Raw genomic sequence first — 22978 nt, 5'->3', positions numbered from 1 at the left:
ACAGGAATCCGTTAATTTTTTATCAGGCGCTGTATTTCATCAAGCTTTAATAGCGCTTCAACGGGGGTAAGTGCATTAACATCTAAGTTATTCAGTGTATCACGAATCTTGACCAATACAGGATCGTCAACTGCGAACATCTGTAGCTGATAAGCCTGATTTTGAACCTTCTTAATGCTATCTTTGATGCTCTGCCCCTCAGTTCTGTCAATTTCCAGCTTTTTCAAAATCTCGTTTGCCCTACCGATCAGCTTCGGTGGCATGCCAGCCATTTTAGCTACATGAATACCAAAACTGTGCTCACTACCTCCCGGAACTAATTTTCTCAGAAAGATAACTTTATTCGTCATTTCTTTGACCGAAACGTTGAAGTTTTTAATGCGGGGCATTGTGTTGGCTAACTCATTCAGTTCATGATAATGGGTCGCAAAAAGTGTTTTCGGTCGGGATGTGGGATGTTGATGCAGAAATTCAGCAATTGCCCAAGCAATGGAAATACCATCGTAAGTACTTGTACCACGGCCAATTTCATCCAGGAGAATGAGGCTGTTATCCGATATATTATTTAGAATACTGGCCGTTTCATTCATTTCCACCATAAACGTACTTTCCCCTGAAGAAATGTTATCAGAGGCACCTACGCGTGTAAAGATTTTATCCACCAGGCCAACATCGGCGGCTTTTGCCGGTACAAAACTTCCCATTTGGGCCATCAGTACAATAAGGGCAGTTTGCCTTAAAATTGCTGACTTACCCGCCATGTTTGGCCCCGTGATCATGATAATCTGTTGCGATTCGGTATCCAGGTAAACATCATTTGTAATGTATTCCTGTCCAACAGGCAGCTGCTTTTCAATAACCGGGTGGCGGCCACCCTTAATATCCAGCACTTTTTCCTTATTTACACTGGGTTTAACGTAATGGTTTTTTTCTGCCAGTTGTGCAAAACAAAGCAGGCAGTCGAGCTGGGCAATTAGAAAAGAATCGAGCTGTATAGGTTTAATGTAACTCGCAGTTTCAAACATCAGCTCATTATACAAACGGATTTCTATAGCCTGGATCTTCTCTTCAGCACCTAAAATCTGCTCCTCATATTCTTTAAGTTCCGGGGTAATATAGCGCTCTGCATTAACCAGCGTCTGCTTACGGATCCAGCCTTCAGGCACTTTATCTTTATGTGTGTGGGTTACTTCCAAATAGTACCCAAAAACATTGTTAAAAGATATTTTGAGGGATGGAATGCCGGTAGCCTCAGCCTCCCGCTTTTGAATCTGCACCAGATAATCTTTACCACCAAAGGCAATTTTACGCAAACGGTCTAATTCTTCATCTATTCCATCATTAATCACATTACCTTTAATCAGCAAGGCCGGAGGTTCAGGCTGAATCTCTCTTTCAATTTTTTCCCGAATAGCAATACACGGATTCAGCTGGTCGGCAATTTTAATCAGAAAAGGATTTTTTGAATTAGCAGCCAGGTTTTTGACTGCATCAATATGAGTTAAAGCTCTTTTTAAAGCCACCAGCTCACGAGGTCCAACACGTTGTAAACCGACTTTAGAAATCAGTCGCTCAATATCGCCAATTTGCTTGATGTGTGTTAAAAATTCCTGCTGAACATCATGTTGCTGAACAAAAAAATTAACCATTCCCAATCGCTCCTGAATAGGTTTTAATTCTTTCAGTGGCATAATGATCCACTTCTGTAACAGGCGGGCACCCATTGGAGTACATGTATGATCAAGAATATCAAACAACGTTACTGCATTATCGTTAGCAGAATTTACCAATTCAAGATTGCGAATGGTAAACCTGTCCAGCCACATAAAACGATCTTCTTCAATCCGGCTAATAGAGGTAATATGTTGTAAATTCCGGTGCTCAGTTTCGCCAAGATAGTGCAATACAACTCCGGCAGCCACAATTCCACTTTGCAGTCGCTCGATGCCGAACCCTTTAAGCGATGCAACATCGAAATGCTTAGTTAACGTTTCTTCAGCATAATCTGAAGTATAAGGCCACTCATCAAGCCCAAAGGTATAGAACCTGTCGCCAAACTGTTCCATAAAAATCTGACGTTTCGATTTTTGAAAAATAACTTCCGTTGGTTTGAACCCTTGCAAAAGCTTATCTATATAATCGCTATTGCCCTGGGCAATCAGGAATTCACCTGTAGATATATCAAGAAAAGAAACGCCAATGTGAATTTTATCAAAGAAAATCGAAGCCAGGTAGTTGTTTGATTTTTGATTAACGATATTATCACCATAGGCTACCCCTGGTGTTACCAATTCTGTTACGCCACGTTTCACAATGGTCTTGGTCGCTTTCGGATCTTCCAGCTGATCGCAAATGGCTACCCGCTGGCCACCCCTCACAAGTTTGGATAAGTAATTATCAAGAGAGTGATGGGGAAAACCTGCCAGTTCAAGTGCCCCCCCATTGGGGCCAGTACCCCGTCTGGTGAGTACAATGCCTAAAATCTGGGCCGTTTTTATGGCATCTTCGCCAAAGGTTTCATAAAAATCTCCAACCCTAAAAAGTAAAAGTGCCCCCGGATACTTCGCCTTAATAGCGTTGTACTGTTGCATGAGCGGGGTTTCTTTATTCGTATCTTTAGCCAAAACTGAAATTAATTTGCAAAAGCTATAAAGATAGTACGATTAGCCATTTTATAGTTGTTTTGTTGAAAAGTTAAAAGTTTTTTTTAGACTGTTAAGTTTCCTATTTTTTCTCTGAAGAAACAAAGAATCAGTCAGATTAAATAGCATAGCTGATCTTGAAAGAAATCTCTGTATTTATCTTGATTATGGTAAAGATATGCACAGAGACTGATAATTTCTTTCAAATCAACACCTGCAAAAAATTGAGCTCAAGATCAGTTAATTAGCGGTAAAGGCTGGAATTTCAAAACGTTTCCGCCAGTTGTCTGTTATCAGATATAATTTAACCTAATATTTTTATGATGACGATTCAATTAAATACCGACAAAAATTTAACAATACATCAGGAATACGAAGATAAAATTCAAACCCAGATTACAGATACCTTAAGCCGTTTTGCCGACTTAATCACCCGTTTAGAAGTACATTTATCTGACGAGAATGGCAGTAAAGATGGATTAGATGACAAGCGTTGTTTGATTGAAGCTAAAATTACAGGAAAGGAACCAATTGCTGTAACTAACCTTGGAAATAACTACGATTTAGCAATAGCAGGCGCTTTAACAAAATTAAAGAGCAAATTAGAAACCATCAGCGGAAAGTTGAAATCACATTAAAATAAATGCCCCAAAGTACAGTATTACTTCTGGGGCATTTCTGTGCTGAAGATTTCGTGAGGATTAAACTTTCTCTTTCTCAAGTTCTTGAATAAAAGAAAGAAACATGTTCAATGCTTTTTTTCGGTCATCGGTCACTTCAAACTGAAGCTTATGGTACAGATAGTCTTCCAGATCGAAGTTATCGGTATGAGGAAGATCGTTCAGCACATCTTGTCTGTGTTCTAAACCAAGTTTTAATGCAGCATTAAATTCATCTTTAAATTCCTTTGGAATATCTTTATTAGCTACCCAAGCCGCATACATAAAGGGTAATCCCGTAAAATTTTTCCACTCTTCACCCATATCATAAACAAAAGGAAAATCATTTTTCTTACCAAAGGTACGGTCGCCAATTAAAACAATTGCATCTGTTTTCACGCTCGTATCTGTCGTAAATTCTACATCATGTTTCCAGTAAAACTTAAGCAGCACCTTGGCCAGATTATTTGATGTTCTGGAATGTGAATCCAGTCTTAGGGTTTTAATCGCTTCTACAGGCACATCACTGAAAATGAATACAGAATTCACAGCCCCGTCGCTGCCGATACAGTAATCTGCTACGATATTTGCATTAGGTACAAGAGGAATTGCCGCGACAGGCATTAACCCCATATCTACCTCACCACTAATTACTTTAGCTGCGCAATCTGAAGGAATATCTAAACTTAAATCAATTTTATTAATAATATCTGAGTGTTCAATTCCGTATATAAATGCTTTGGTGTTGGTGTAAGCAACAGCCGATATTTTTATTTTATCCAATGTTATAATTGTAATAATTCAAGACTTCTAACGTGTACCTATTCAATCACTAAACCATCCAAATGAACTGCACTGTTAAATTCAAGCACGCTAAATTTTCCGTTCTCGAAACCCATTTTGTACAAAACTGTATTTTGATGAGGAAACTCAGTCATTTCACTTAATGGTTTCCCAAGTAAAAGGCAAAGAAAAACCCGCATTGCCCTTCCGTGCATACAAAGCAGTACTGTTTTTTCTTCCGGTCTGGTTGATAAGATTTCCATCGGATGCTTCAGGCGCTCGTAAACATCCTGCACGCTTTCCCCACCTTCAAAATGAGCAGTATAGTCACCATTCTGCCAGGTCTCTAACATCTCACGAAAGGCATCACGGGAATCTTCCGTATTTGACTTGCCTTCCCAAACACCCCAGGCTAATTCGTCGAGTCCAGATAATCGCTCCCACGGTAAACCCGAATCGATAAATTTCTGAACCGTTTGCCATGTCCGCTTTAAATCTGAGGTGTAAATCTTATCGAATTGAATCTCTTTATAAGTATGATAAAAAGCCTCAGCCTGTGCCCTGCCGGTATCGTTTAAATCTGAATTTATACCCCTGCCTTGTACTATTCCTTGTCTGTTGAGTTCTGTTTCGCCGTGGCGGATGATGTAAATTTGCTTCATTTTCAATTTATTGACTGACTGATTCAATCATCTATCATTAATTAATTACCGGTAATTTATAATACTGTGGTTTTTTCTCTTCTTCAAATACCACATGTTCAAAGTCGGTTACCACGTTATACAAAGTATCACGTTCAATGGCTTTTCTGCCAACCTGTTTGATCAGGTTAACCAACTCATGTGTACTCATTGCCGGTGTTTGCTCTTCAGCACCTGCCATAGAGTAAATTTTTGTTGTATCGTCCAAAGTTCCGTCAATATCATCAACACCGTAATTAAGCGATAGCTGTGCAGTTTCGCGGCTAATCATAGCCCAGTAGGCCTTAATGTGATCAAAATTATCAAGATAAATACGGGCGATTGCGTAATTCCGGAGATCCTCAATCACTGATGATTCAGGAACATTGCTCATTTGGTTGTGCTGATTTCTGAACTTTAATGGTATAAAAGTCTGAAAACCTCCCGTTCTGTCCTGTAAATCACGTAGCTTATCCATGTGATCTACGCGATGGTGAAATTCCTCAATATGACCATAGAGCATGGTTGCATTGCTCCTCATCCCTAATTTATGCCACTCTTCATGTATAGCCAGCCACTGTTCCCCGGTACACTTGTCTTTAGCAATCTGATCCCTTACTTCCGGATGAAAGATCTCTGCACCTCCGCCAGGCATCGACTGCAAACCAGCCTCCTTCATCAACTTCATGCCTGCTGCATAGTCAATTTTAGCTTTCTTAAATATGTAATGATACTCAACAGGTGTTAATGCCTTAACATGTAAATCAGGGCGATGATCGCGGATTGCGCTAAACAAAGAGGTATAAAAAGCTACATCATACTGGGGTAAAACGCCGCCAACAATGTGCACTTCAGTAACTGGCTCATTGTCGTACTTTTTAACAATGTCAAGCATCTGATCCATGGTCAGAGCCCAGCCTTCTTCCTTTTGTTTAATTAAACGGGAATATGAGCAAAATTTGCAATCGTAAACGCAGAGATTTGTAGGCTCCAAATGGAAATTTCTATTAAAATAAGTATGATCGCCATGCTTTTCTTCACGGATGAAGTTGGACAACACGCCTAAATAACCTAATTCTGCATGTTCGTAAAGGTACACGCCTTCCTCAAATGTAATGCGTTCGTGATGGAGTACCTTGTGTGCTATGTTTTGTAGTTCAGTTGATAATGAAGTATCAGCTAATATTTTTTCAACCTGTTCAGTTGTATTCATTCCTGATTTATTTTGAACAAAAATACAATATTGAGGGGATTTGAAAATCATTTTCTTGTAACAAACATTAATAGTTCTTTGTATAGTAGTCGCTTCAATTGCATGAAGAACCTCACTCCTGGTTTTAAAATCAATACGGGTGACCGCTCGAACTGGAACAATCAATCCTTTAATAATGCAAAAAAAAACACCTCCTTCCGGAAGTGTTCTCGCTGTATGTTTTTCGTAGGTAATGCTTAGTTTGCGGCAGGAGAAAATGTCAGCACAATATTAGCTGTCTTTCCACCAAACTCGATAGGCGATTTCATCACCATACTTCCTTTAGAAAGTTGGGTAAGCACTAAACGATAACCTTCAGTAACGTTTTTCGCTTTATCGCCTTCATAGATTTTTTTAAATTGAAAAGTTTCATCTGCAGGGGTTGCTGACCAAAAAATAGTCTGCATTACCGAACCACATGCACTGGATGCAGGTAAGGTATAAGATCCGTTACCACTATTGGTTAACTTCCAGGTACTGCCCTGAAAACACTTGTATGATTTTTCTCCAAACAGCCCCTGAACTGCCTGATCAGGAAGGCCTTCTAAACTGACATTGTTCAATACCCAGGTACCCGTGATAGTACCTCTACCGCCATTAATACCTGTTGTAGCGTTTTTTGTTGAAGAACAACTTTGTAACATTACTAAAGTAGAACATGCTATCGCGATAGCTATAAATAATCTTTTCATTTTAGTTTAATTTTATTTTCGGGAAACTAATTACATAAATCTTGCCAAAACAATTAACAAGCTTAAATTAGCGCCAAATTATTAAATTGCATTTTTGCCAACCGATAAAAACGATAATCATCATGAAACCTGAAACCCTTGCTATTCACGCCTCTAATCTTGTTAAAAATGTTACAGGAGATGTTACCCCTCCAATAAATTTATCGACAACTTTTTTTCGCGATGAGCAGGGCGGTTATCCAGGCGGGCATATGTACAGTCGGGTAAGCAACCCTAACAGGTCTGCTTTAGAGAACACTGTTGCTAAATTAGAATACGGTGAAGATGCAGCAGCTTTCGCGTCGGGTAATAATTGTGGGCTAAGTTTATTTCAGGCATTAAAACCTGGAAGTCACATCATCGCGCCTGACGACATGTACTGGGGTATAAAAAAGCAGCTTCTAACTATATACAACGAAATCCTTAAATTCGATTTTGTTGATCAGACAGATCTGGAGCTGATAAAATCTAAAATTAAAGAAAACACCCAATTGATCTGGATTGAAACGCCTTCAAATCCCCTCTTAAAAATCACTGATATTGAGGAAATAGCAAAAATAGCACGTGCGAACCAGCTCAAACTTGTTTGCGACAGCACATTCGCCTCTCCAATACTGCAAAACCCCATTCTTCTTGGAGCCGATATTGTTTTGCACAGCAGCACAAAATATCTTGGCGGACACAGTGATGTTTTGGGTGGCATTTTAGTCACCGCAAAAAAAGATGATTTTTGGGAAAAGATCAAAAATATTCAGCAAACAGGCGGCGCCGTACCCTCCCCGTTTGATTGCTTTCTGCTTTGCAGAAGCATTAAAACTCTGGCATATCGCATCAAAGGTCACTGCGAAAACGCGAAGAAAGTTGCTCAGTATTTGGCCCATCATCCGCGGGTAGAGGCAGTATTTTACCCCGGACTGGAAACGCATCCGCAACATCAAATTGCTAAAAAACAGATGAAGGATTTTGGTGGAATGATGTCCTTTTTAGTAAAGGGAGATGTGGCCGCCACAAGTAAAGTAGTCAATAAAGTTCAGTTATTTGCCCAGGCTACGAGTTTGGGTGGGGTAGAAAGTTTAATAGAACACCGCTATTCGGTTGAAGGTCCTGACAGTGCTACGCCCAAAAACTTACTAAGAATTTCCATTGGCCTGGAGCATGTCGATGATATCATCGCCGATCTGAAACAGGCACTGGGCTAGAAACTATAAAAGTTGCTAACCCCGAAACGTTTTTCAGGGTTAGCAACCATAAACAAAGCCGGTAAGTTATTTTATGCCGATCCGTTTTCCAAAAGCTTGTTTAGCAACATTTCCAAATTAACAGTAGCAAACGATGAGCTGTAATCCGAAAGACCATAAGGAATAATCAATTCACCATTACTGATGATTGACCCGCAAGAATAAACCACATTCGGTACATAACCCTCGCGCTCATCGCCATTAGGTATAATGAGAGGCTCTTTCAAATGTCCGATTTCCTTACTTGGGTCTTCTAAGTCCAGCAGCACCACACTTATACAATATCTCCGCATCGGTCCAACACCGTGGGTCATCACCAGCCAGCCTTTATCAGTCTCAATAGGCGAGCCACAATTTCCGATCTGAACCAGTTCCCAATCATAACGTGGCTGTTTCAGCAGTATAGGATTCTCCCACACATTTACTTTATCCGAAAACATTAAATAGTTATTCCAGCCATCAATTCTGCTCATCATTACATATTTTCCTTTTATTTTACGGGGAAACAAAGCCAGATTTTTATTCTGAGCGCCATCACCATACAGCGGAATCACTTTAAACTCATAAAAATCTTCTGTTTGTACCAGTTTGGGAATAATCAGTGAACCATCAAAAGCTGTATAGGTGGCATAGTATAAAACTTTTCCATCGTCTTTAACAAACTTTACGAATCTCGCATCTTCAATACCTTTTCTTTCAAACTCGGAAATCGGAAAAATCACACGGTCTGATATATCTGTATCTTTTGAAAATGAAATGGTATGATAAGTATCCGATAACCAGAGAACTTTGTCATATTCAATCAGGCGTGAAGGATTTTCCTGATGTAAACTTTTTGAGTCTTTAATGATATTACTCAAGCTGGTATATTCAAACTTTTCGTCTAGTTTTGCTTCTATTTCTTCCAGAACCGAGGGGTCAATTTGCGCGTAAGCAGCTTTTTTGAGGAATAACTTTTTAACATAAATGGCATTTTTAACTACTTCAGCCTCATCAACATAATTTCCTACTGGTAAAACCTCAATATTGTTGTGCTTATCAATTAATGCCCTTCTGAAAACGATCGAAGAAATATGCCCTTCGCCTACTGCCCTAAAACTAATGATCACACGCTTTTCTCCCTCAACCAGGTCAGACTGATCCGGATCATCTACAATACTGGGATTGAAAAATGCTGCAGATTCAATAGAATATTCATGGGTAAAATATGCACCAATTAACAGTCTGGTATACTGATCTAAATCTTCCAGGTCCACATTCAGAATCGCTAACTGTTTTTTCAGCTTTTTACAATGCCTGTTTAAAATCTTGGTGATGTTACGGTGACGTTTAGAATATTCCTGCAATATCGGCGAAATGAGCGAAAAAACTTTTTCATCAGAAAACTCTAAAACTTTCCTGATTACCTCAAGGGCTCTTTCTTCTCCATTAAAAAAAAAACGGGCAATTACCCGTTTGGTATCAGGGTTAACCTTAACGGGTTTACGTTCAATGTATATCCTCATTATCTAAATATTTGGGTGCGTTTATGGTATACTTTTTACAACAAATTGCAATAGTATACTAACTAAATTTACTACTTAATTGTTTATATTATTTAGTGATTTAATGATATTATTTTACCTTTAAAGCCACTATCAATCAGTAGTCAATTATAATGGATATCAATCATACTTCAGTTAACAATGCTCCCAGCCAAGAAGAATTACGTTTGCAGAAATTAAATGATTACGATATAATAGATAGCCCAGCAGAACATTTTTTTGATCATATTGTAAATCTGTCTGCCGGGGTATTCAACGTTCCTAATGCCTTTATTGGATTTGCTGGCGAACGAGAGGTATTTTTAAAGTCGGTATTCGGATTCCCATTGCCAGCTGATCAAATCATGGAATTGTTTTCTCTCGCAAATGCAAATGAAAGCAACGCTTTACCGAACCAAACTTTAACTAATCAGTTTTTCATAACCCAAGCCCTCACATCTCCCGAAGGTTACCATATGGGTTTTATTGTCCTTTATGGAGAAAATGAAATAACAACAACTCTCCGTCAGCTTGAGATGTTGAGAAAACTCGCCGAAATGGTGATCAATCAACTCGAGACCAGGATGTCTGTTAGAAAAACCATGACTGCTCAGGATGATCGTTTGCATGTATTAATTCACGATTTAAAGAATCCGATGACAACGATTTCACTCCAGTCTGAACTTTTAGGTAGAATCCCCGAAATCAGTGAGAGAGCAGGTATTATTGCCGAAAAAATTAATCTGCAGTCGAAAAGAATGCTGCAGAATCTAAATGAAATTCTAACTGGTGCAAAAAAGGTAAAGGGTTCCTACAAGCCTCAAAAGTTAAAAATTGACATCAGAGAAATCCTTGCACTTGCGATCAATAACCTCAGGTTAGCGGCTGAAAACAAAAATCAAACCATAGTAGTTGACATTGAAAACCAAATGGAGATTTTTGGAGACCCCAATAAATTAAGTCACCTATTCTTTCATTTGCTGGATAATTCAATCAAATTCTCCCGTCAACATACCACCGTTACGATTACAGGCGAACGAACCGAAAACCTGATTACAATAGCCATAGCCGATCAGGGACAGGGCCTTTCTGAAGAAGACCTGGAACACCTCTTCATTAAATTTGCTCCCCTCAGCACAAAGCCAACAAATGGTGAGCCCTCAAATGGTTTGGGCCTTATTGCTGCGAAAATGTATGTGGAGATGCACAAGGGAAAACTTTGGGCAGAAAGCCTGGGAAAAAACCAGGGTACTACATTCTTTGTGGAGCTACCGGTTAAGTAGCTTCCATTAAATCTTCCAGCTTCATTTCTTCAAGTAATATCCGTTCCTGAGACCCGGTTTTATGAAACGACCACTTAATCAGGCGGATCAATCCTGATTCAATTTCAATTCCCGTGATGTCACCGTCACTGAAACAGCAACAGCCGCTATTAAAGTATCCGGGACTGTAAGCTTTAAATTCGGGCGCCTTATCCCCTTCTTTCACACGTTTTTTCAACTCCTCATTTAATGCCCTTATAGATGCCTGATCGTTGTCTGTTGTGGCTGCCTTCAGTTTAAGATAAATCCTTTCCAGATGAGTGAGCGAGGCGAACACGGGTTGATGGGTGTGTCCGGTGATGAGTGCAGTATGATGTTGCGCAGCCTGCCAGCTGTACATCAAATTATTGTGAACAGTTTTTAACTGATTATCATAAGCTGGTGTATTTGGATTAATCTGAAGGTATGATTGTAATGGAGCCCATATGGTACTCACAAACCATTTACTGAACCAGTTCCCATCACTCTGTAAATCCCCCTGATGTCCGTGTGTAAGAAAAATGCAAAGTATGTTATCCCCTATCTGGCTTTTCAAAATCAGGCCTTCGTATACCGAGATTTTTTTGCCATAAATCCGGTTTAAATTGAATCCGGCCAGGGGATCATTATCCCAATACAGGTCATGGTTACCAAATATTTTGGTAAAGGCATTCCGGTTAATAAACCATTTTTCATGCTCAAATGTCTCTTTATTATGCTTGATAACCGATTCCATCAAGTTTTCCCAAAGCTCTTCACTATCGCCCAGATTAACGTAATGAAAGCCCGCGGCATTGTAGTGTTTCAAAGCGGATAAATAATTTTTTTCCGACAAAGAGAAATCATCGGCAAAATCCCTTGCGCCTTTATGCTGATCGGAAAAGATAATATACTTGTTTTCCCGGGTCATTTCCAAAATCAAACCACGCTTACCGGGTTCTTCCTGTATGGTATTGAAAAGCTTTGTTAAAGCATCATGGATGCGTGCAGCATCAGGCCGTGAGCCGAATCTGTTCGACATTCGAATTACCCAGTCGCCCATTAAACGTTGTAAAAATTTGCGCATTTGCTTTTTATGTTAAACTTTATGTTGCAATCTGGGTCATACCAGGATTTGTACAAAGCATGGCTAAACTATAAATGAAAAAAGGTCGCAACCTGAGTCGCGACCTTGAACTATAGAACTATAAACTATCTTAAGCGTAAGCTACTGCATCTCTTGATGCCAGTTTAGTTACCCCCATCAAATATTCATCTACCTTACGCGCGGCTTCCCTGCCTTCCGAAATAGCCCACACCACTAGCGATTGACCACGTCTAACATCGCCTGCGGCGAAAATTTTGGCAATATTGGTTTGGTAGGTATGCTCTGATGCTTTTACATTACCCCTGTTGTCAAGTTCAACACCTAACTTCTCTATCAATCCTTCTTTTTGCGGATGCAGAAATCCCATTGCAAGAAAAACCAGTTCGCAAGGAAGATCTCTTTCTGTTCCGGCCACTTCCTTAAATGAAACAGGGCGTCCGGCAGCATCAATTTCCCATTCCACATCGACAACTTTTAAAGCTTTCAGATTTCCGTTTTCATCAGCAATAAAGTTTTTCGTATTTACCGACCAGGCTCTTTGAGCACCTTCCTCATGCGAAGAAGTATTTTTCAAAAGCATCGGGTAAGTAGGCCACGGCATATTTGCATTGCGTAACTGAGGTGGCATTGGCATAATTTCGAATTGCGTAACCGATTTAGCTCCCTGGCGGTTTGAAGTACCAATACAGTCAGAGCCTGTATCGCCACCACCAATAACAATTACATTCTTACCATTGGCTAAAATCTCTTCTGCAACAATTCCCCGATTTGCAACCCGTTTATTTTGCTGCTTCAGAAAATCCATTGCAAAGTGGACACCTTTAGCTTCACGACCGGGAATCGGCAAATCACGCGGGATGGTAGATCCTCCGGCGAGTACCACAGCATTGTAATCGCGAAGTACGGTACTGATTTCGATATTTTCACCAACATTGGCATTACACTTAAAAATAATACCTTCTTCTTTCATCAAATCAATGCGGCGATCTACCACATTTTTTTGCAATTTAAAATCGGGAATGCCATATCTCAATAATCCACCCGGAACATCATCACGCTCAAAAACAGTTACCTCATGCCCAACTTTATTTAACTGAGCTGCAGCAGCCAATCCGGCAGGGCCAGATCCAATAACAGCCACCTTCTTACCAGTTCTGATTAAAGGTGCTTTTGCTTTGATATACCCTTTTTCAAACGCAATTTCTATGATATGCTTTTCAATTTCCTCAATTGATACCGGAGGGCGGTTAATGCCTAATACACAGGCCGACTCGCATGGCGCCGGACAAATCCTACCCGTAAATTCAGGGAAATTATTGGTACTCAATAATATATTTGCAGCGAGTTCCCATTTTGCCTGGTAAACAGCTTCGTTAAATTCCGGGATCACGTTGCCCAGCGGGCAACCTGATTGACAAAATGGAACGCCGCAATCCATACAACGGGCAGCTTGTCTGTTTAATTCTTCTGATGGCAGTTCGTTCAGGAACTCGCCATAATGTTTTACACGTGTTGCAACCGCTTCTCTGGTGGGCGCAACTCTATCGTATTCTTGAAATCCTGTTACTTTTCCCATAACCTAGTGAGTTTTAACTTGTGATGCTCTTTTACTTAATACCGCTTTGTATTCTTTAGGGAATACTTTAACAAAATGATTAGACTGTGTTTTCCAGTCACTTAAGATAAATTCAGCTACCTTACTGTCTGTTAAACGAATATGGGTTTTTAGCAATGCTAAAATGCGCTCCTCATCTTCCGTCTGTAATGGATCAAGATCTACCATCTCTTTGTTACATCTGCGTGCAAATGTGGTATTTGGGTCGTATATCCAGGCTACACCACCACTCATTCCGGCAGCAAAGTTGCTTCCGGTATCACCAAGTATCAGTACCTCACCTCCAGTCATGTATTCACAGCCGTGGTCCCCTACACCTTCAACTACAGCCGTTGCACCAGAATTTCGTACGGCAAAGCGTTCTCCAGCCTTTCCGCGGGCAAATAATTCTCCTGATGTTGCGCCATATAGAGCAACGTTACCAATAATAATATTCTGTTCAGGAACAAATGTAGAATTGCTAAAAGGATAAATGGCCAGGCGCGCTCCCGATAAACCTTTACCAACGTAGTCATTCGCCTCACCCTCTAGAGATAAGGTAACGCCACGGGTATTAAATGCCCCGAAACTTTGCCCTGCCGAACCTACAAACTTGAAGTTGATGGTATCAGGCGGCAAACCTGCGCCTAAATGCACTTTTGAAATTTCATTAGATAACATGGTACCCAGTGAACGGTCGGTATTGATAACCTTAAAGCTTGCGAAAACAGGTTCATTATTCGTAATGGCAGGCTTCGCTGCTGCAATCAACTGATGGTCTAAAACATTTGCCAAACCATGATCCTGTTGTTCAGTATTATACAATGGTAAACCATTATTTTCAGCTTTGTACAAAATAGCCGATAAATCCAGGAATTTCAACTTCCAGTCTTCATCAGGTAATTCCCGCACTTTCAAAATATCAGCCTGACCAATCATTTCATTAATTGTTTTGAAACCAAGTTCAGCCATAATTTCACGTAGCTCTTCTGCCAGGAAGTGAAATAAATTCACAACATGGTCCGCATCACCGCTAAATAATTTCCGCAATTCAGGATCCTGTGTTGCAACGCCAACCGGACAAGTATTCAAATGGCATTTACGCATCATGATACAACCTGCCGTAACCAGAGCTGCCGTAGCAACACCCCATTCTTCAGCACCTAATAGAGCCGCAATAGCGATATCCCTGCCCGTTTTCAACTGACCGTCAGTTTGGAGCACAATACGGTTACGTAATTTATTTTTGACCAATGTCTGGTGAGCCTCAGCCAAACCAAGCTCCCAGGGTAAACCCGCGTGTTGTATGGAGGTAAGAGGAGAAGCTCCTGTTCCACCATCAAAGCCTGAAACCAGAATTACATCAGCATGAGCTTTTGCAACACCTGCGGCAATCGTTCCAACACCCGCCTTAGAAACCAGTTTAACATTGATTCGTGCAGCACGGTTAGCATTTTTTAAGTCATATATCAATTGAGCTAAATCTTCAATTGAATAAATATCATGGTGCGGTGGCGGCGAAATTAAACCTACACCAGGCGTAGAATGACGAACTTTTGCAATCCAGTCATCCACTTTGTCTCCCGGTAATTGCCCGCCTTCTCCTGGCTTAGCACCCTGAGCCATCTTAATCTGAAGTTCATCTGCATTCGTTAAATAGTAGCTGGTTACACCAAAACGTGCTGATGCAACTTGTTTAATGGCCGAACGCATGCTGTCGCCGTTAGCCATTTTGGTATAACGCATTTCATCTTCGCCACCTTCGCCGGTGTTGCTTTTTCCACCAATACGGTTCATTGCAATTGCCAGCGTTGAGTGTGCCTCATGAGAAATCGATCCGAATGACATCGCTCCTGTAGCAAAGCGCTTCAAAATTGATTCGGCTGATTCTACTTCCTGCAGGGATACAGAAGGGCGACAATAATTGAAATCAAATAATCCACGGATGGTATAAGCTTGCTGTGTTTGCTCATTTACCAGTTTGGAGTATTGTTTAAAAATATTATAATCGTTTTTACGTGTTGCATTTTGCAACAGGTGAATAGTTTGCGGGTTAAACAGGTGTGCCTCTCCACGACGGCGGTATTTGTAGGTCCCCCCTGCCGGCAACAGATTTTCTGTCTGTGTAATCGGCCCGAAGCTACGGTGATGTTTAATTAATGTTTCTTTCGCAATTTCATCCAGTCCTAATCCACCAATACGGGAAACAGCACCAGTAAAATAAGTATCAACAACTTTCTTATTCAGACCTAAAATCTCAAAAATCTGTGCACCCTGGTAAGACTGCAACGTTGAAATTCCCATTTTAGAGAATATTTTCAGCAAGCCATTATTTACAGCATAAATATAATTTTTCGTTAGTTTCTCTGCTGATAAGCCTGACTCTTTCTGGAATCCATTAATCGTTTCCAAAGCCAGATATGGATTAATGGCTGTAACACCAAATCCCAATAGGGTTGCAAAATGATGCACTTCCCAGATATCGCCAGCTTCAACCACAATACCTACAGCACCACGATAACCTTTACGGATCAGGTGATGGTGAACAGCAGAAACGGCAAGCAATGATGGCATTCCGGCATGCTCCGAATCAATAGCCCTGTCTGTAAGCACAATAACCTGAAAGCCATCTTCCACGGCATCTACCGCATAACGACACAAACGATCTAAAGCTTTAGCCATTGCACCAGGTTTTCCGTCAGCCCTAAAATAAGTCTGTAAGGTTTTCGCCTGGAATACACCTGTATCAATACTCCTTAGTTTTTCTAATTCCTGATTGGTTAATATCGGATGTTTTATGGCTACGCAGTGCGCCTGTTTTGGATTTTCGTCGAGCAAATTCCCGTTACTTCCCATAAAACTTGCCAGACTCATCACCACCTTCTCACGAATAGGATCGATAGGTGGATTGGTTACCTGTGCAAACAGCTGTTTGAAATAATTGGATAAATGCTGAGGGCGTTTAGATAAAACCGCAAGAGGCGTATCCGTACCCATCGAACCGATTGGCTCTTTAGCGTCGATCGCCATCGGCTTAAGCAACAAATCAACATCTTCCCTGCTGTAACCAAAAACCTGTTGATATTTAAATATAGATTCTTCCGATAAACCGGTAAACATTACACGTGGATCAGGCAATTCCTCCAGGCGGATCTGATATTGATTAATCCAGTCTGCATAAGGGCTTTTGCTACAAACCTGGGTTTTGATTTCTTCATCGCTAATAATCCTTCCCTGCTCCATGTCTACGACAAACATTTTACCCGGAGTTAAACGCCCTTTCTCAATAACAGTACTTTGATCAATTGCCAAAGCACCCGCTTCAGAACCCATAATTACCCTGTCATCAGAGGTAATGGCATAACGCGAAGGACGTAAACCGTTACGATCCAATGTTGCACCAATCAGCTTGCCATCGGTAAAGGCAATTGCAGCCGGCCCATCCCATGGTTCCATCAAGGTAGCGTGAAATTCGTAAAACGCACGCTTAACCGGATCCATATCTTCATTGCCATCCCAGGCTTCAGGCACCAGCATCATCAATACATGAGGCAGGGTTCTTCCTGCATGAAACAACAGTTCAATTACGTTATCCAGACAGCCTGAATCAGAATTGGTTTCATCGATTACCGGTAAAAGCATATCCAGTTCTTCCGGTGTAAAATAAGAAGATGCCAATGATTTTACGCCAGCTCTAAACCAGTTCAAATTACCTTGCAGGGTATTGATTTCCCCGTTGTGCGCAATAAAGCGGAACGGCTGAGCCAGTCTCCACGAAGGAAAGGTATTGGTAGCAAAACGCGAGTGAATCAGTCCTAATGCTGATACCACACGTTTATCACTTAAGTCGCGGAAATATGTACGAACCTGTAAAGAAGTTAACTGACCTTTATATATGATGGTTTGTGCCGATAACGACACAATATAAAAGTCTTTACCACCATGAACGGTATTGGTAATTAACTTAATCAGATAATTTTTAAAAATATAAAGTTTACGCTCGAAGTCTGCACCCGGATTAATCGCATACGGACGCGCAATAAATACCTGCTCAATTTCAGGCTCTACAGAAAGTGCCATGTTGCCAATGTCAGTGGTATCTACGTCAACCTTTCTGAATCCAAGTATTTCAAGCCCTAATTTCTCTGCAGCACGGTAAATCAGCTCTCTGCACTCTTCTCTCGACCGGATGTCTTTTGGCATAAACAGCTGACCCACACCATAATTGTTGGTTTCAGGTAGGCTAAAGCCAGCTTTTAAACATTCATCATAAAAAAATTCGTGAGGTAACTGAATCATAATACCGGCACCGTCACCTGTATTTGGTTCTGCTCCACATGCCCCTCTATGATCTAGGTTTTCTAAAATAGTAAGTGCATCGGAGATGATTTGATGCGATTTTCGCCCTTTCACATGCGCAACAAACCCAATGCCGCAGGCATCGTGTTCAAATTGCGCATCGTACAATCCACTGTTTGGTTCCATTCTTTGCTCGTTAGTTGTTAGTGTATAGGAAACACTAAGATACAAAAAACGATTATTAAATTACAGAGTTGCTATAATTTTTGGAAAACTTTTAGTTTTTAAACAATTTTTGATCTCATAATTAAAAATTAAGCAAATAATAACTTTTAAATTTACAATAATCATAATGATAATATCCTACAAAAATCAGTGTATTTTCGATCAATTTCTAACTAAACCGTTTTATTAATTTCTTTATTTACAAAAATTAAATTCACAAATAAATACTCATTAAGCAAAAAACCCGTCGTTACTGCCAGTTTGAAAGGATTTGCGATCAGCGCCGATAAATTTTATTAATTTAGGTATCAACAAGATAGCCATAATTATCGAAAAATACAATAAATGGGTTTTGCAGAACAACATCTTTTTCTACCTTTGTGCCGGGCAAGTCTTTTACGACCAGCTCCCTTTGAACTCCCCCAGGATGGGAACATAGCAAGGGTAGAAGGTTGTAGCGGTGCGATAGAAGGTGCTTGCCCTTTTTTTCTTTTCCCTTAATCCCCTGAAGGGGGAATTAAATTCTTCAGGGTTCAATCATCGAAACTCAAATATTTAAGAATTTATAAACATGAAATTTTTTATCGACACAGCAAATCTTGATCAAATCAAAGAGGCGCACGATCTTGGCATTTTAGACGGTGTAACCACTAACCCAAGCTTAATGGCTAAGGAAGGCATTACAGGCGACGAAAATGTTATTAATCACTATAAAGCAATCTGCGATATCGTTGAAGATAATGTAAGTGCAGAAGTAATTTCTACAACTTTCGACGAAATCATCAAAGAAGGTGAAGCATTAGCTGCTTTAAACCCGAAAATCGTAGTTAAGGTTCCGATGATTAAAGATGGTGTTAAAGCCATTAAATATTTCTCTTCAAAAGGGATCAAAACCAACTGTACATTAATTTTCTCAGCAGGGCAGGCATTGTTAGCAGCTAAGGCAGGTGCTACTTATGTATCTCCATTCTTAGGCCGTTTAGATGATATATCGAGCGATGGCTTGGTTTTAATTGAGGATATCAGAACGATTTTCGATAACTACGGATACGAAACCCAAATTTTAGCCGCTTCGATCCGTGGCCCGCTGCACATTGTAAATTGTGCAAAATTAGGTGCTGATGTGATTACTGCTCCTTTAGCTGCAATTGTGGGTTTATTAAAACACCCCTTAACTGATAGTGGTTTAGCAACTTTCTTAGCAGATCATGCTAAAGCAGCTGGAAAATAGAATTAAATGACTGAGTTTCACATTCAATCATTAGTAGAATTTAGATTAAAGGGTTTTAAATTAAGCGTATTGACTACCCTTAATTTAAAACCCTTTTTTGTGATATAGAATAATCTTTTAGATTTCGCGCAATCCGCTAAAAATTTTTCTCTCCTTCGAGCACTTCCTTCACCTTTTCATATACAATCTGTTCATCAGGCTCAATTAGAATACCCTTCACTCCTGCCCCATTTGCTGCTTCTACATCTCTTGGCTTATCGCCGATCATCACAGACTGCTCAGGATCAATATCGTACATATCAATCGCATCTAAAATCATTCCAGAGGCTGGCTTACGACATTTACATTCTCCTCCCACTGTTGGATGATGCGGGCAATAGTAAAACCCGGCAATGTCAGCACCCTTAGCTACAAAGGCATTTCTGAGCATCTGATGCATGATCGCCAGTTCTTGTTCAGAATAGCGTTTTAAAGCAATCCCCCCTTGATTGGTGATCACAATTAATAAATAGCCCTCATCAAAAAACCGCTTCAAAACAGGAATCTGATAATCTAAAATTTTAAAATCTTCAACACGACAGATATAGTCATAAATTTCGTGATTCAGCACGCCGTCACGATCAAGGAAAATAGCTTTATTCATAAATACGAAAAACGAATGAGGTAAAATGACACCATTAACACCCCTTCGGATTATTCGCCAAAATAAGCGAAAATTACTGGCAAAAGAAAACAAGCGAAATAAGGAAATAGTGAAGGCGCTACAATATTGTAGCGCCTGATGTCTTATCGTTAAGGAAACGGTTATTTTGAAATCAATGCTACCTTGTGCCCTTTAATTGCAAAATATAAGATATATAGGTAGCATGGCAACACCGTTAATAGGTAAGCCAGCTGAAAATGAACGTGTAGCTTTTCATTTAAAAACGCATACAAAAGTGGCATTAAAGCGCCTCCAGCAATCCCCATCACCATAATGGCCGAACCAATCTTAGTAAATTTCCCCAGGTGACTAATACCCAGTGGAAATATCGCAGGCCACATTAATGAGTTGGCAAGTCCAAGCAGGGCGACAAAAATTACAGCAAACCAGCTTGAAATGGCAAAGGATAAAACCGTAAAGACTATACCCAGAATGGCACAAATCCGCAGGGCTTTTTGTTGTGAGATGTATTTGGGAATCGTAACAATACCGATAATATAACCAATAAGCATACTAAACAGCGTGATAGATGTTAGCTTTCCGCTTATCTCAGTACTAATGCCCAATTCACGTCCGTAGATACCAATGATATCACCCGCCATGACTTCTGCTCCAACATACACAAAAATGCAAAATGCCCCCAGAAAAAGATGCGGAAACTGAAATATGCTGGTATGTGTTACTACAGCCCCTTTGCTTTCATCAATAATATCTTCTTTTACTTCCACTTCTGGTAAGCTGGTGAACTTTACAAAGAGCGCAAAAAGACAGAAAACAATAGCCAAAACAATGTAAGGCATATTTACACGACCCAAAACATCATTTAATAATTGTTCATGAACTATGCCTGTTGTGCTTTGAATTTGTTTTTCAACCTCTGAAGCGTTTTTAAGAAACAGACTGCCCATCACCAGCGGAACAATCATCCCGGCCACCTTATTGCAAATCCCGGCAATACTAATCCTTTTTGCCGCACTTTCTATCGGGCCAATAATCGCCAGATAAGGATTTGAGGCAGTCTGTAGTAAAGCAAGTGCTGCCCCCTGAACAAAAATCCCTGTCAAAAACAAACCAAAAGTCCGGGTTTGGGCAGCAGGAATAAATATCAGAGAACCTAAACCCAAAATAACAAGGCCTAATACTATGCCGTTTTTAAAACCCACTTTTTTAAGTATCCATGAGGATGGAAGCGCCAGAAAAAAGTAAGCCATATACGATGCGAACGTTACAAAGAATGCCTGCAGGTTAGATAGGCCAAATGATAACTTAAAAAAAGGAATCAGCGTTCCGTTAGCCCAGGTAACAAAGCCAAAAATAAAGAAGAGCGCACAGATAATAACGAGAGGGTTCGGACCTTTTCGATCCTGATTCGCAGTAATTGCCATAAAACGTTTGGTTTGATTGATTTGAAAGCACCAAACTATAAAAATATTTTAAGAATTTATTACGCAAACGTGTGTTTAATTTTTAATTTAACAGAATTAAGCTCCAAATTCTGCGCTTTTAGCGATAAAAAAAGCATCTAAATGAAAATATCACGTAAACAATATCAAAACATCAACTCAAACACCTACCTACCATACTAAAAGTGAATGCCCGAGGAAATTGGTAATCTATTAAATAAATTATTCGGTGCTGACACATCTGAAACCGGTATGTTCCAAACCTGTATCGATAGATGTCTTCATCCTGGAGGTTACCCGATAACCTTTACAATAAGATGCATTGCACATGAATGATCCCCCGCGCACAACTTTTTTTGGAACAGTAGGTTCCATAGGGTCGTAGCTGTCTTTCGGACCCTGCGGATTTTTAGCCAAGCCTTTTAAAGAAGCATAGTAATCCGGACGATACCAATCACTGCACCATTCCCAAACATTACCAGCCATATCATATAAGCCATAGCCGTTTGCAGCAAACTGTTTTACAGCAGCAAGACCAATAAACTTATCCCAATCCGTATTGGTGATTGGAAAATTCCCCTGCCAGGTATTGGCCTTAGCCTTTCCTTTTTCAATATCTTCGTTTCCCCAGGGATAAAGATTATTTTTCAGTCCCCCACGCGCTGCATACTCCCATTCAGCTTCCGTAGGCAGGCGTTTCCCCGCCCAACGGCAGTAAGCCATCGCATCATCCCACGAAATGTGTACCACGGGATAGTTTTCTTTTCCCTTAATGCTGCTTTTCGGTCCGTGTGGATGTTTCCAGTCTGCTCCCTTCACCCAACTCCACCATTGCGATGCATCGTTTAAACTGGTAATGGCTTTCGGCTGATGAAATACCAGAGAGGCCGCAACAAAAACACTGTCTGCCGGTTTAGGTGTGCCCGGTGGCAATTGCTTTTTCATTTCCTTCCAGTCTGGTTTCTTCTCCGCAGTGGTCACATAGCCCGTGCCATCCACAAAGCGCTTGAAATCCGCATTGGTCACTTCTGTTGCATCAATCCAAAATGAATTCAGTTTAACCTCATGTTTCGGATACTCATCATCTCTACCTTCTTTATCTGAAGCCCCCATCGTGAACGCTCCCCCCGGAATTAACACCATACCTTCATGGCTTACTTTGTTACTGGCAAAGCTTGATGTATCCCGAACCGAACCAAACCTGGCAGGCAGATTTTTTTCACACGACGCTAAAGAATCTTGCTTACGCTTCACTTCTTCACCGTTTTTCCTGTTCGAACAAGATACAACAACAGCAACTAAGGATATATATATTGGTATTTTTAATTTAATCATAGTTTAATATTGACTATTTCAGGTTGCTAAAATTATCAAATAACTTTAAAAAAGCCAGCACAAATAATTAATCCCCTTATAAATCAATACACTTAGCATTTTTTAGTTTTTTTTATTTGCAGGAGATGTATCAGAGCCCTATATTTGCATCACTTTAAAGGAAACGGACAACGTTTTTAAGCAAAGTAGATTCCGTAGCTCAGCTGGTAGAGCATTACACTTTTAATGTAGTGGTCCTGGGTTCGAATCCCAGCGGGATCACAAAAACCTCACAGAAATGTGAGGTTTTTTT

16 protein-coding genes, 1 tRNA gene and 1 other RNA gene are annotated in these 22978 nt (G+C 40.3%); 6 read left to right on the top strand and 12 right to left on the bottom strand.

The window, feature by feature from the left end; translation table 11 throughout:
• Positions 1-11: 11 nt before the first annotated feature.
• Positions 12-2591, bottom strand: a complete 2580-nt coding sequence (mutS, locus tag AC570I_RS16590; protein ID WP_497406363.1) for a DNA mismatch repair protein MutS — start codon at positions 2589-2591, stop codon at positions 12-14.
• A 371-nt stretch (positions 2592-2962) separates the two neighbouring features.
• Here mutS and AC570I_RS16585 point away from each other — a divergent pair, with 371 nt between their 5' ends.
• Positions 2963-3280, top strand: a complete 318-nt coding sequence (locus AC570I_RS16585) for an HPF/RaiA family ribosome-associated protein (protein ID WP_231582701.1) — start codon at positions 2963-2965, stop codon at positions 3278-3280.
• 63 nt (positions 3281-3343) lie between these two features.
• Here the strand turns inward: AC570I_RS16585 and AC570I_RS16580 are convergent, their stop codons facing one another.
• The 4 genes from AC570I_RS16580 to AC570I_RS16565 form a co-directional block, all read right to left on the bottom strand.
• Positions 3344-4084, bottom strand: a complete 741-nt coding sequence (locus AC570I_RS16580) for a menaquinone biosynthetic enzyme MqnA/MqnD family protein (RefSeq protein ID WP_497406362.1) — start codon at positions 4082-4084, stop codon at positions 3344-3346.
• A gap of 38 nt (positions 4085-4122) precedes the next feature.
• Positions 4123-4746 carry a histidine phosphatase family protein gene (locus AC570I_RS16575; protein WP_497406361.1) on the bottom strand — a complete coding sequence of 208 codons (624 nt, stop codon included), beginning with the start codon at positions 4744-4746 and terminating at the stop codon, positions 4123-4125.
• A 37-nt stretch (positions 4747-4783) separates the two neighbouring features.
• Positions 4784-5977 (bottom strand): aminofutalosine synthase MqnE, encoded by a 1194-nt coding sequence (mqnE, locus tag AC570I_RS16570; protein ID WP_497406360.1) that lies wholly within the window; start codon positions 5975-5977, stop codon positions 4784-4786.
• Between the two features lie 236 nt (positions 5978-6213).
• Positions 6214-6708, bottom strand: coding sequence for a hypothetical protein (locus AC570I_RS16565; protein WP_497406359.1), 495 nt, complete (start codon positions 6706-6708; stop codon positions 6214-6216).
• Between the two features lie 122 nt (positions 6709-6830).
• On the opposite strand from AC570I_RS16565, the gene AC570I_RS16560 reads away from it, so the two are divergent.
• Positions 6831-7946, top strand: coding sequence for a trans-sulfuration enzyme family protein (locus AC570I_RS16560; RefSeq protein WP_497406358.1), 1116 nt, complete (start codon positions 6831-6833; stop codon positions 7944-7946).
• Between the two features lie 71 nt (positions 7947-8017).
• Here the strand turns inward: AC570I_RS16560 and AC570I_RS16555 are convergent, their stop codons facing one another.
• Positions 8018-9490, bottom strand: coding sequence for a glycoside hydrolase family 130 protein (locus tag AC570I_RS16555; RefSeq protein WP_497406357.1), 1473 nt, complete (start codon positions 9488-9490; stop codon positions 8018-8020).
• 152 nt (positions 9491-9642) lie between these two features.
• Between AC570I_RS16555 and AC570I_RS16550 the strand changes: the two genes are divergently transcribed.
• Positions 9643-10791 carry a sensor histidine kinase gene (locus AC570I_RS16550; RefSeq protein WP_497406356.1) on the top strand — a complete coding sequence of 383 codons (1149 nt, stop codon included), beginning with the start codon at positions 9643-9645 and terminating at the stop codon, positions 10789-10791.
• On the opposite strand, the gene AC570I_RS16545 is transcribed toward AC570I_RS16550, so the two are convergent.
• The 3 genes from AC570I_RS16545 to gltB form a co-directional block, all read right to left on the bottom strand.
• Positions 10784-11875 carry a metallophosphoesterase gene (locus AC570I_RS16545; RefSeq protein ID WP_497406355.1) on the bottom strand — a complete coding sequence of 364 codons (1092 nt, stop codon included), beginning with the start codon at positions 11873-11875 and terminating at the stop codon, positions 10784-10786. The two genes, AC570I_RS16550 and AC570I_RS16545, sit on opposite strands and share 8 nt — an antisense overlap.
• 130 nt (positions 11876-12005) lie before the next feature.
• The gene (locus tag AC570I_RS16540) at positions 12006-13472 is read right to left on the bottom strand and encodes a glutamate synthase subunit beta (RefSeq protein ID WP_497406354.1); all 1467 of its coding nucleotides are present in this window, start codon (positions 13470-13472) and stop codon (positions 12006-12008) included.
• 3 nt (positions 13473-13475) lie between these two features.
• Positions 13476-17975 carry a glutamate synthase large subunit gene (gene gltB / locus AC570I_RS16535; protein ID WP_497406353.1) on the bottom strand — a complete coding sequence of 1500 codons (4500 nt, stop codon included), beginning with the start codon at positions 17973-17975 and terminating at the stop codon, positions 13476-13478.
• 424 nt (positions 17976-18399) lie between these two features.
• On the opposite strand from gltB, the gene ffs reads away from it, so the two are divergent.
• Both ffs and fsa read left to right on the top strand, forming a co-directional pair.
• An RNA gene (gene ffs / locus AC570I_RS16530) (signal recognition particle sRNA small type) lies at positions 18400-18499 on the top strand.
• Between the two features lie 86 nt (positions 18500-18585).
• On the top strand, positions 18586-19245 hold the full coding sequence (gene fsa, locus AC570I_RS16525) for a fructose-6-phosphate aldolase (protein ID WP_047800559.1): 660 nt from the start codon (positions 18586-18588) through the stop codon (positions 19243-19245).
• A 136-nt stretch (positions 19246-19381) separates the two neighbouring features.
• Here the strand turns inward: fsa and AC570I_RS16520 are convergent, their stop codons facing one another.
• From AC570I_RS16520 to AC570I_RS16510, 3 genes are all read right to left on the bottom strand, one after another.
• A complete protein-coding gene (locus tag AC570I_RS16520) occupies positions 19382-19888 on the bottom strand; it encodes a D-glycero-alpha-D-manno-heptose-1,7-bisphosphate 7-phosphatase (RefSeq protein WP_497406352.1) in 507 nt (168 codons plus the stop codon).
• Positions 19889-20049: 161 nt separating this feature from the next.
• A complete protein-coding gene (locus AC570I_RS16515) occupies positions 20050-21333 on the bottom strand; it encodes a sugar MFS transporter (RefSeq protein ID WP_497406351.1) in 1284 nt (427 codons plus the stop codon).
• 240 nt (positions 21334-21573) lie between these two features.
• A complete protein-coding gene (locus AC570I_RS16510; protein ID WP_497406350.1) occupies positions 21574-22686 on the bottom strand; it encodes a formylglycine-generating enzyme family protein in 1113 nt (370 codons plus the stop codon).
• A 188-nt stretch (positions 22687-22874) separates the two neighbouring features.
• Here AC570I_RS16510 and AC570I_RS16505 point away from each other — a divergent pair.
• Positions 22875-22947 (top strand) — tRNA-Lys (locus AC570I_RS16505).
• Positions 22948-22978: the final 31 nt, after the last annotated feature.

Source organism: Pedobacter sp. A2324 (assembly GCF_059693705.1).
Note: the sequence above shows the minus strand (reverse complement) of the source record. Positions and strands in the feature narration are given on the sequence as shown.

Excerpts from the sequence above, each read along its gene's own strand:
- AC570I_RS16550 (WP_497406356.1), top strand. The coding sequence starts at position 9,643 with ATGGATATCAATCATACTTCAGTTAACAATGCTCCCAGCCAAGAAGAA.
- AC570I_RS16585 (WP_231582701.1), top strand. The coding sequence starts at position 2,963 with ATGATGACGATTCAATTAAATACCGACAAAAATTTAACAATACATCAG.
- AC570I_RS16540 (WP_497406354.1), bottom strand. The coding sequence starts at position 13,472 with ATGGGAAAAGTAACAGGATTTCAAGAATACGATAGAGTTGCGCCCACC.
- gltB (WP_497406353.1), bottom strand. The coding sequence starts at position 17,975 with ATGGAACCAAACAGTGGATTGTACGATGCGCAATTTGAACACGATGCC.
- AC570I_RS16560 (WP_497406358.1), top strand. The coding sequence starts at position 6,831 with ATGAAACCTGAAACCCTTGCTATTCACGCCTCTAATCTTGTTAAAAAT.
- mutS (WP_497406363.1), bottom strand. The coding sequence starts at position 2,591 with ATGCAACAGTACAACGCTATTAAGGCGAAGTATCCGGGGGCACTTTTA.
- AC570I_RS16555 (WP_497406357.1), bottom strand. The coding sequence starts at position 9,490 with ATGAGGATATACATTGAACGTAAACCCGTTAAGGTTAACCCTGATACC.
- AC570I_RS16575 (WP_497406361.1), bottom strand. The coding sequence starts at position 4,746 with ATGAAGCAAATTTACATCATCCGCCACGGCGAAACAGAACTCAACAGA.
- AC570I_RS16545 (WP_497406355.1), bottom strand. The coding sequence starts at position 11,875 with ATGCGCAAATTTTTACAACGTTTAATGGGCGACTGGGTAATTCGAATG.
- fsa (WP_047800559.1), top strand. The coding sequence starts at position 18,586 with ATGAAATTTTTTATCGACACAGCAAATCTTGATCAAATCAAAGAGGCG.
- AC570I_RS16515 (WP_497406351.1), bottom strand. The coding sequence starts at position 21,333 with ATGGCAATTACTGCGAATCAGGATCGAAAAGGTCCGAACCCTCTCGTT.
- AC570I_RS16510 (WP_497406350.1), bottom strand. The coding sequence starts at position 22,686 with ATGATTAAATTAAAAATACCAATATATATATCCTTAGTTGCTGTTGTT.
- AC570I_RS16520 (WP_497406352.1), bottom strand. The coding sequence starts at position 19,888 with ATGAATAAAGCTATTTTCCTTGATCGTGACGGCGTGCTGAATCACGAA.
- mqnE (WP_497406360.1), bottom strand. The coding sequence starts at position 5,977 with ATGAATACAACTGAACAGGTTGAAAAAATATTAGCTGATACTTCATTA.
- AC570I_RS16565 (WP_497406359.1), bottom strand. The coding sequence starts at position 6,708 with ATGAAAAGATTATTTATAGCTATCGCGATAGCATGTTCTACTTTAGTA.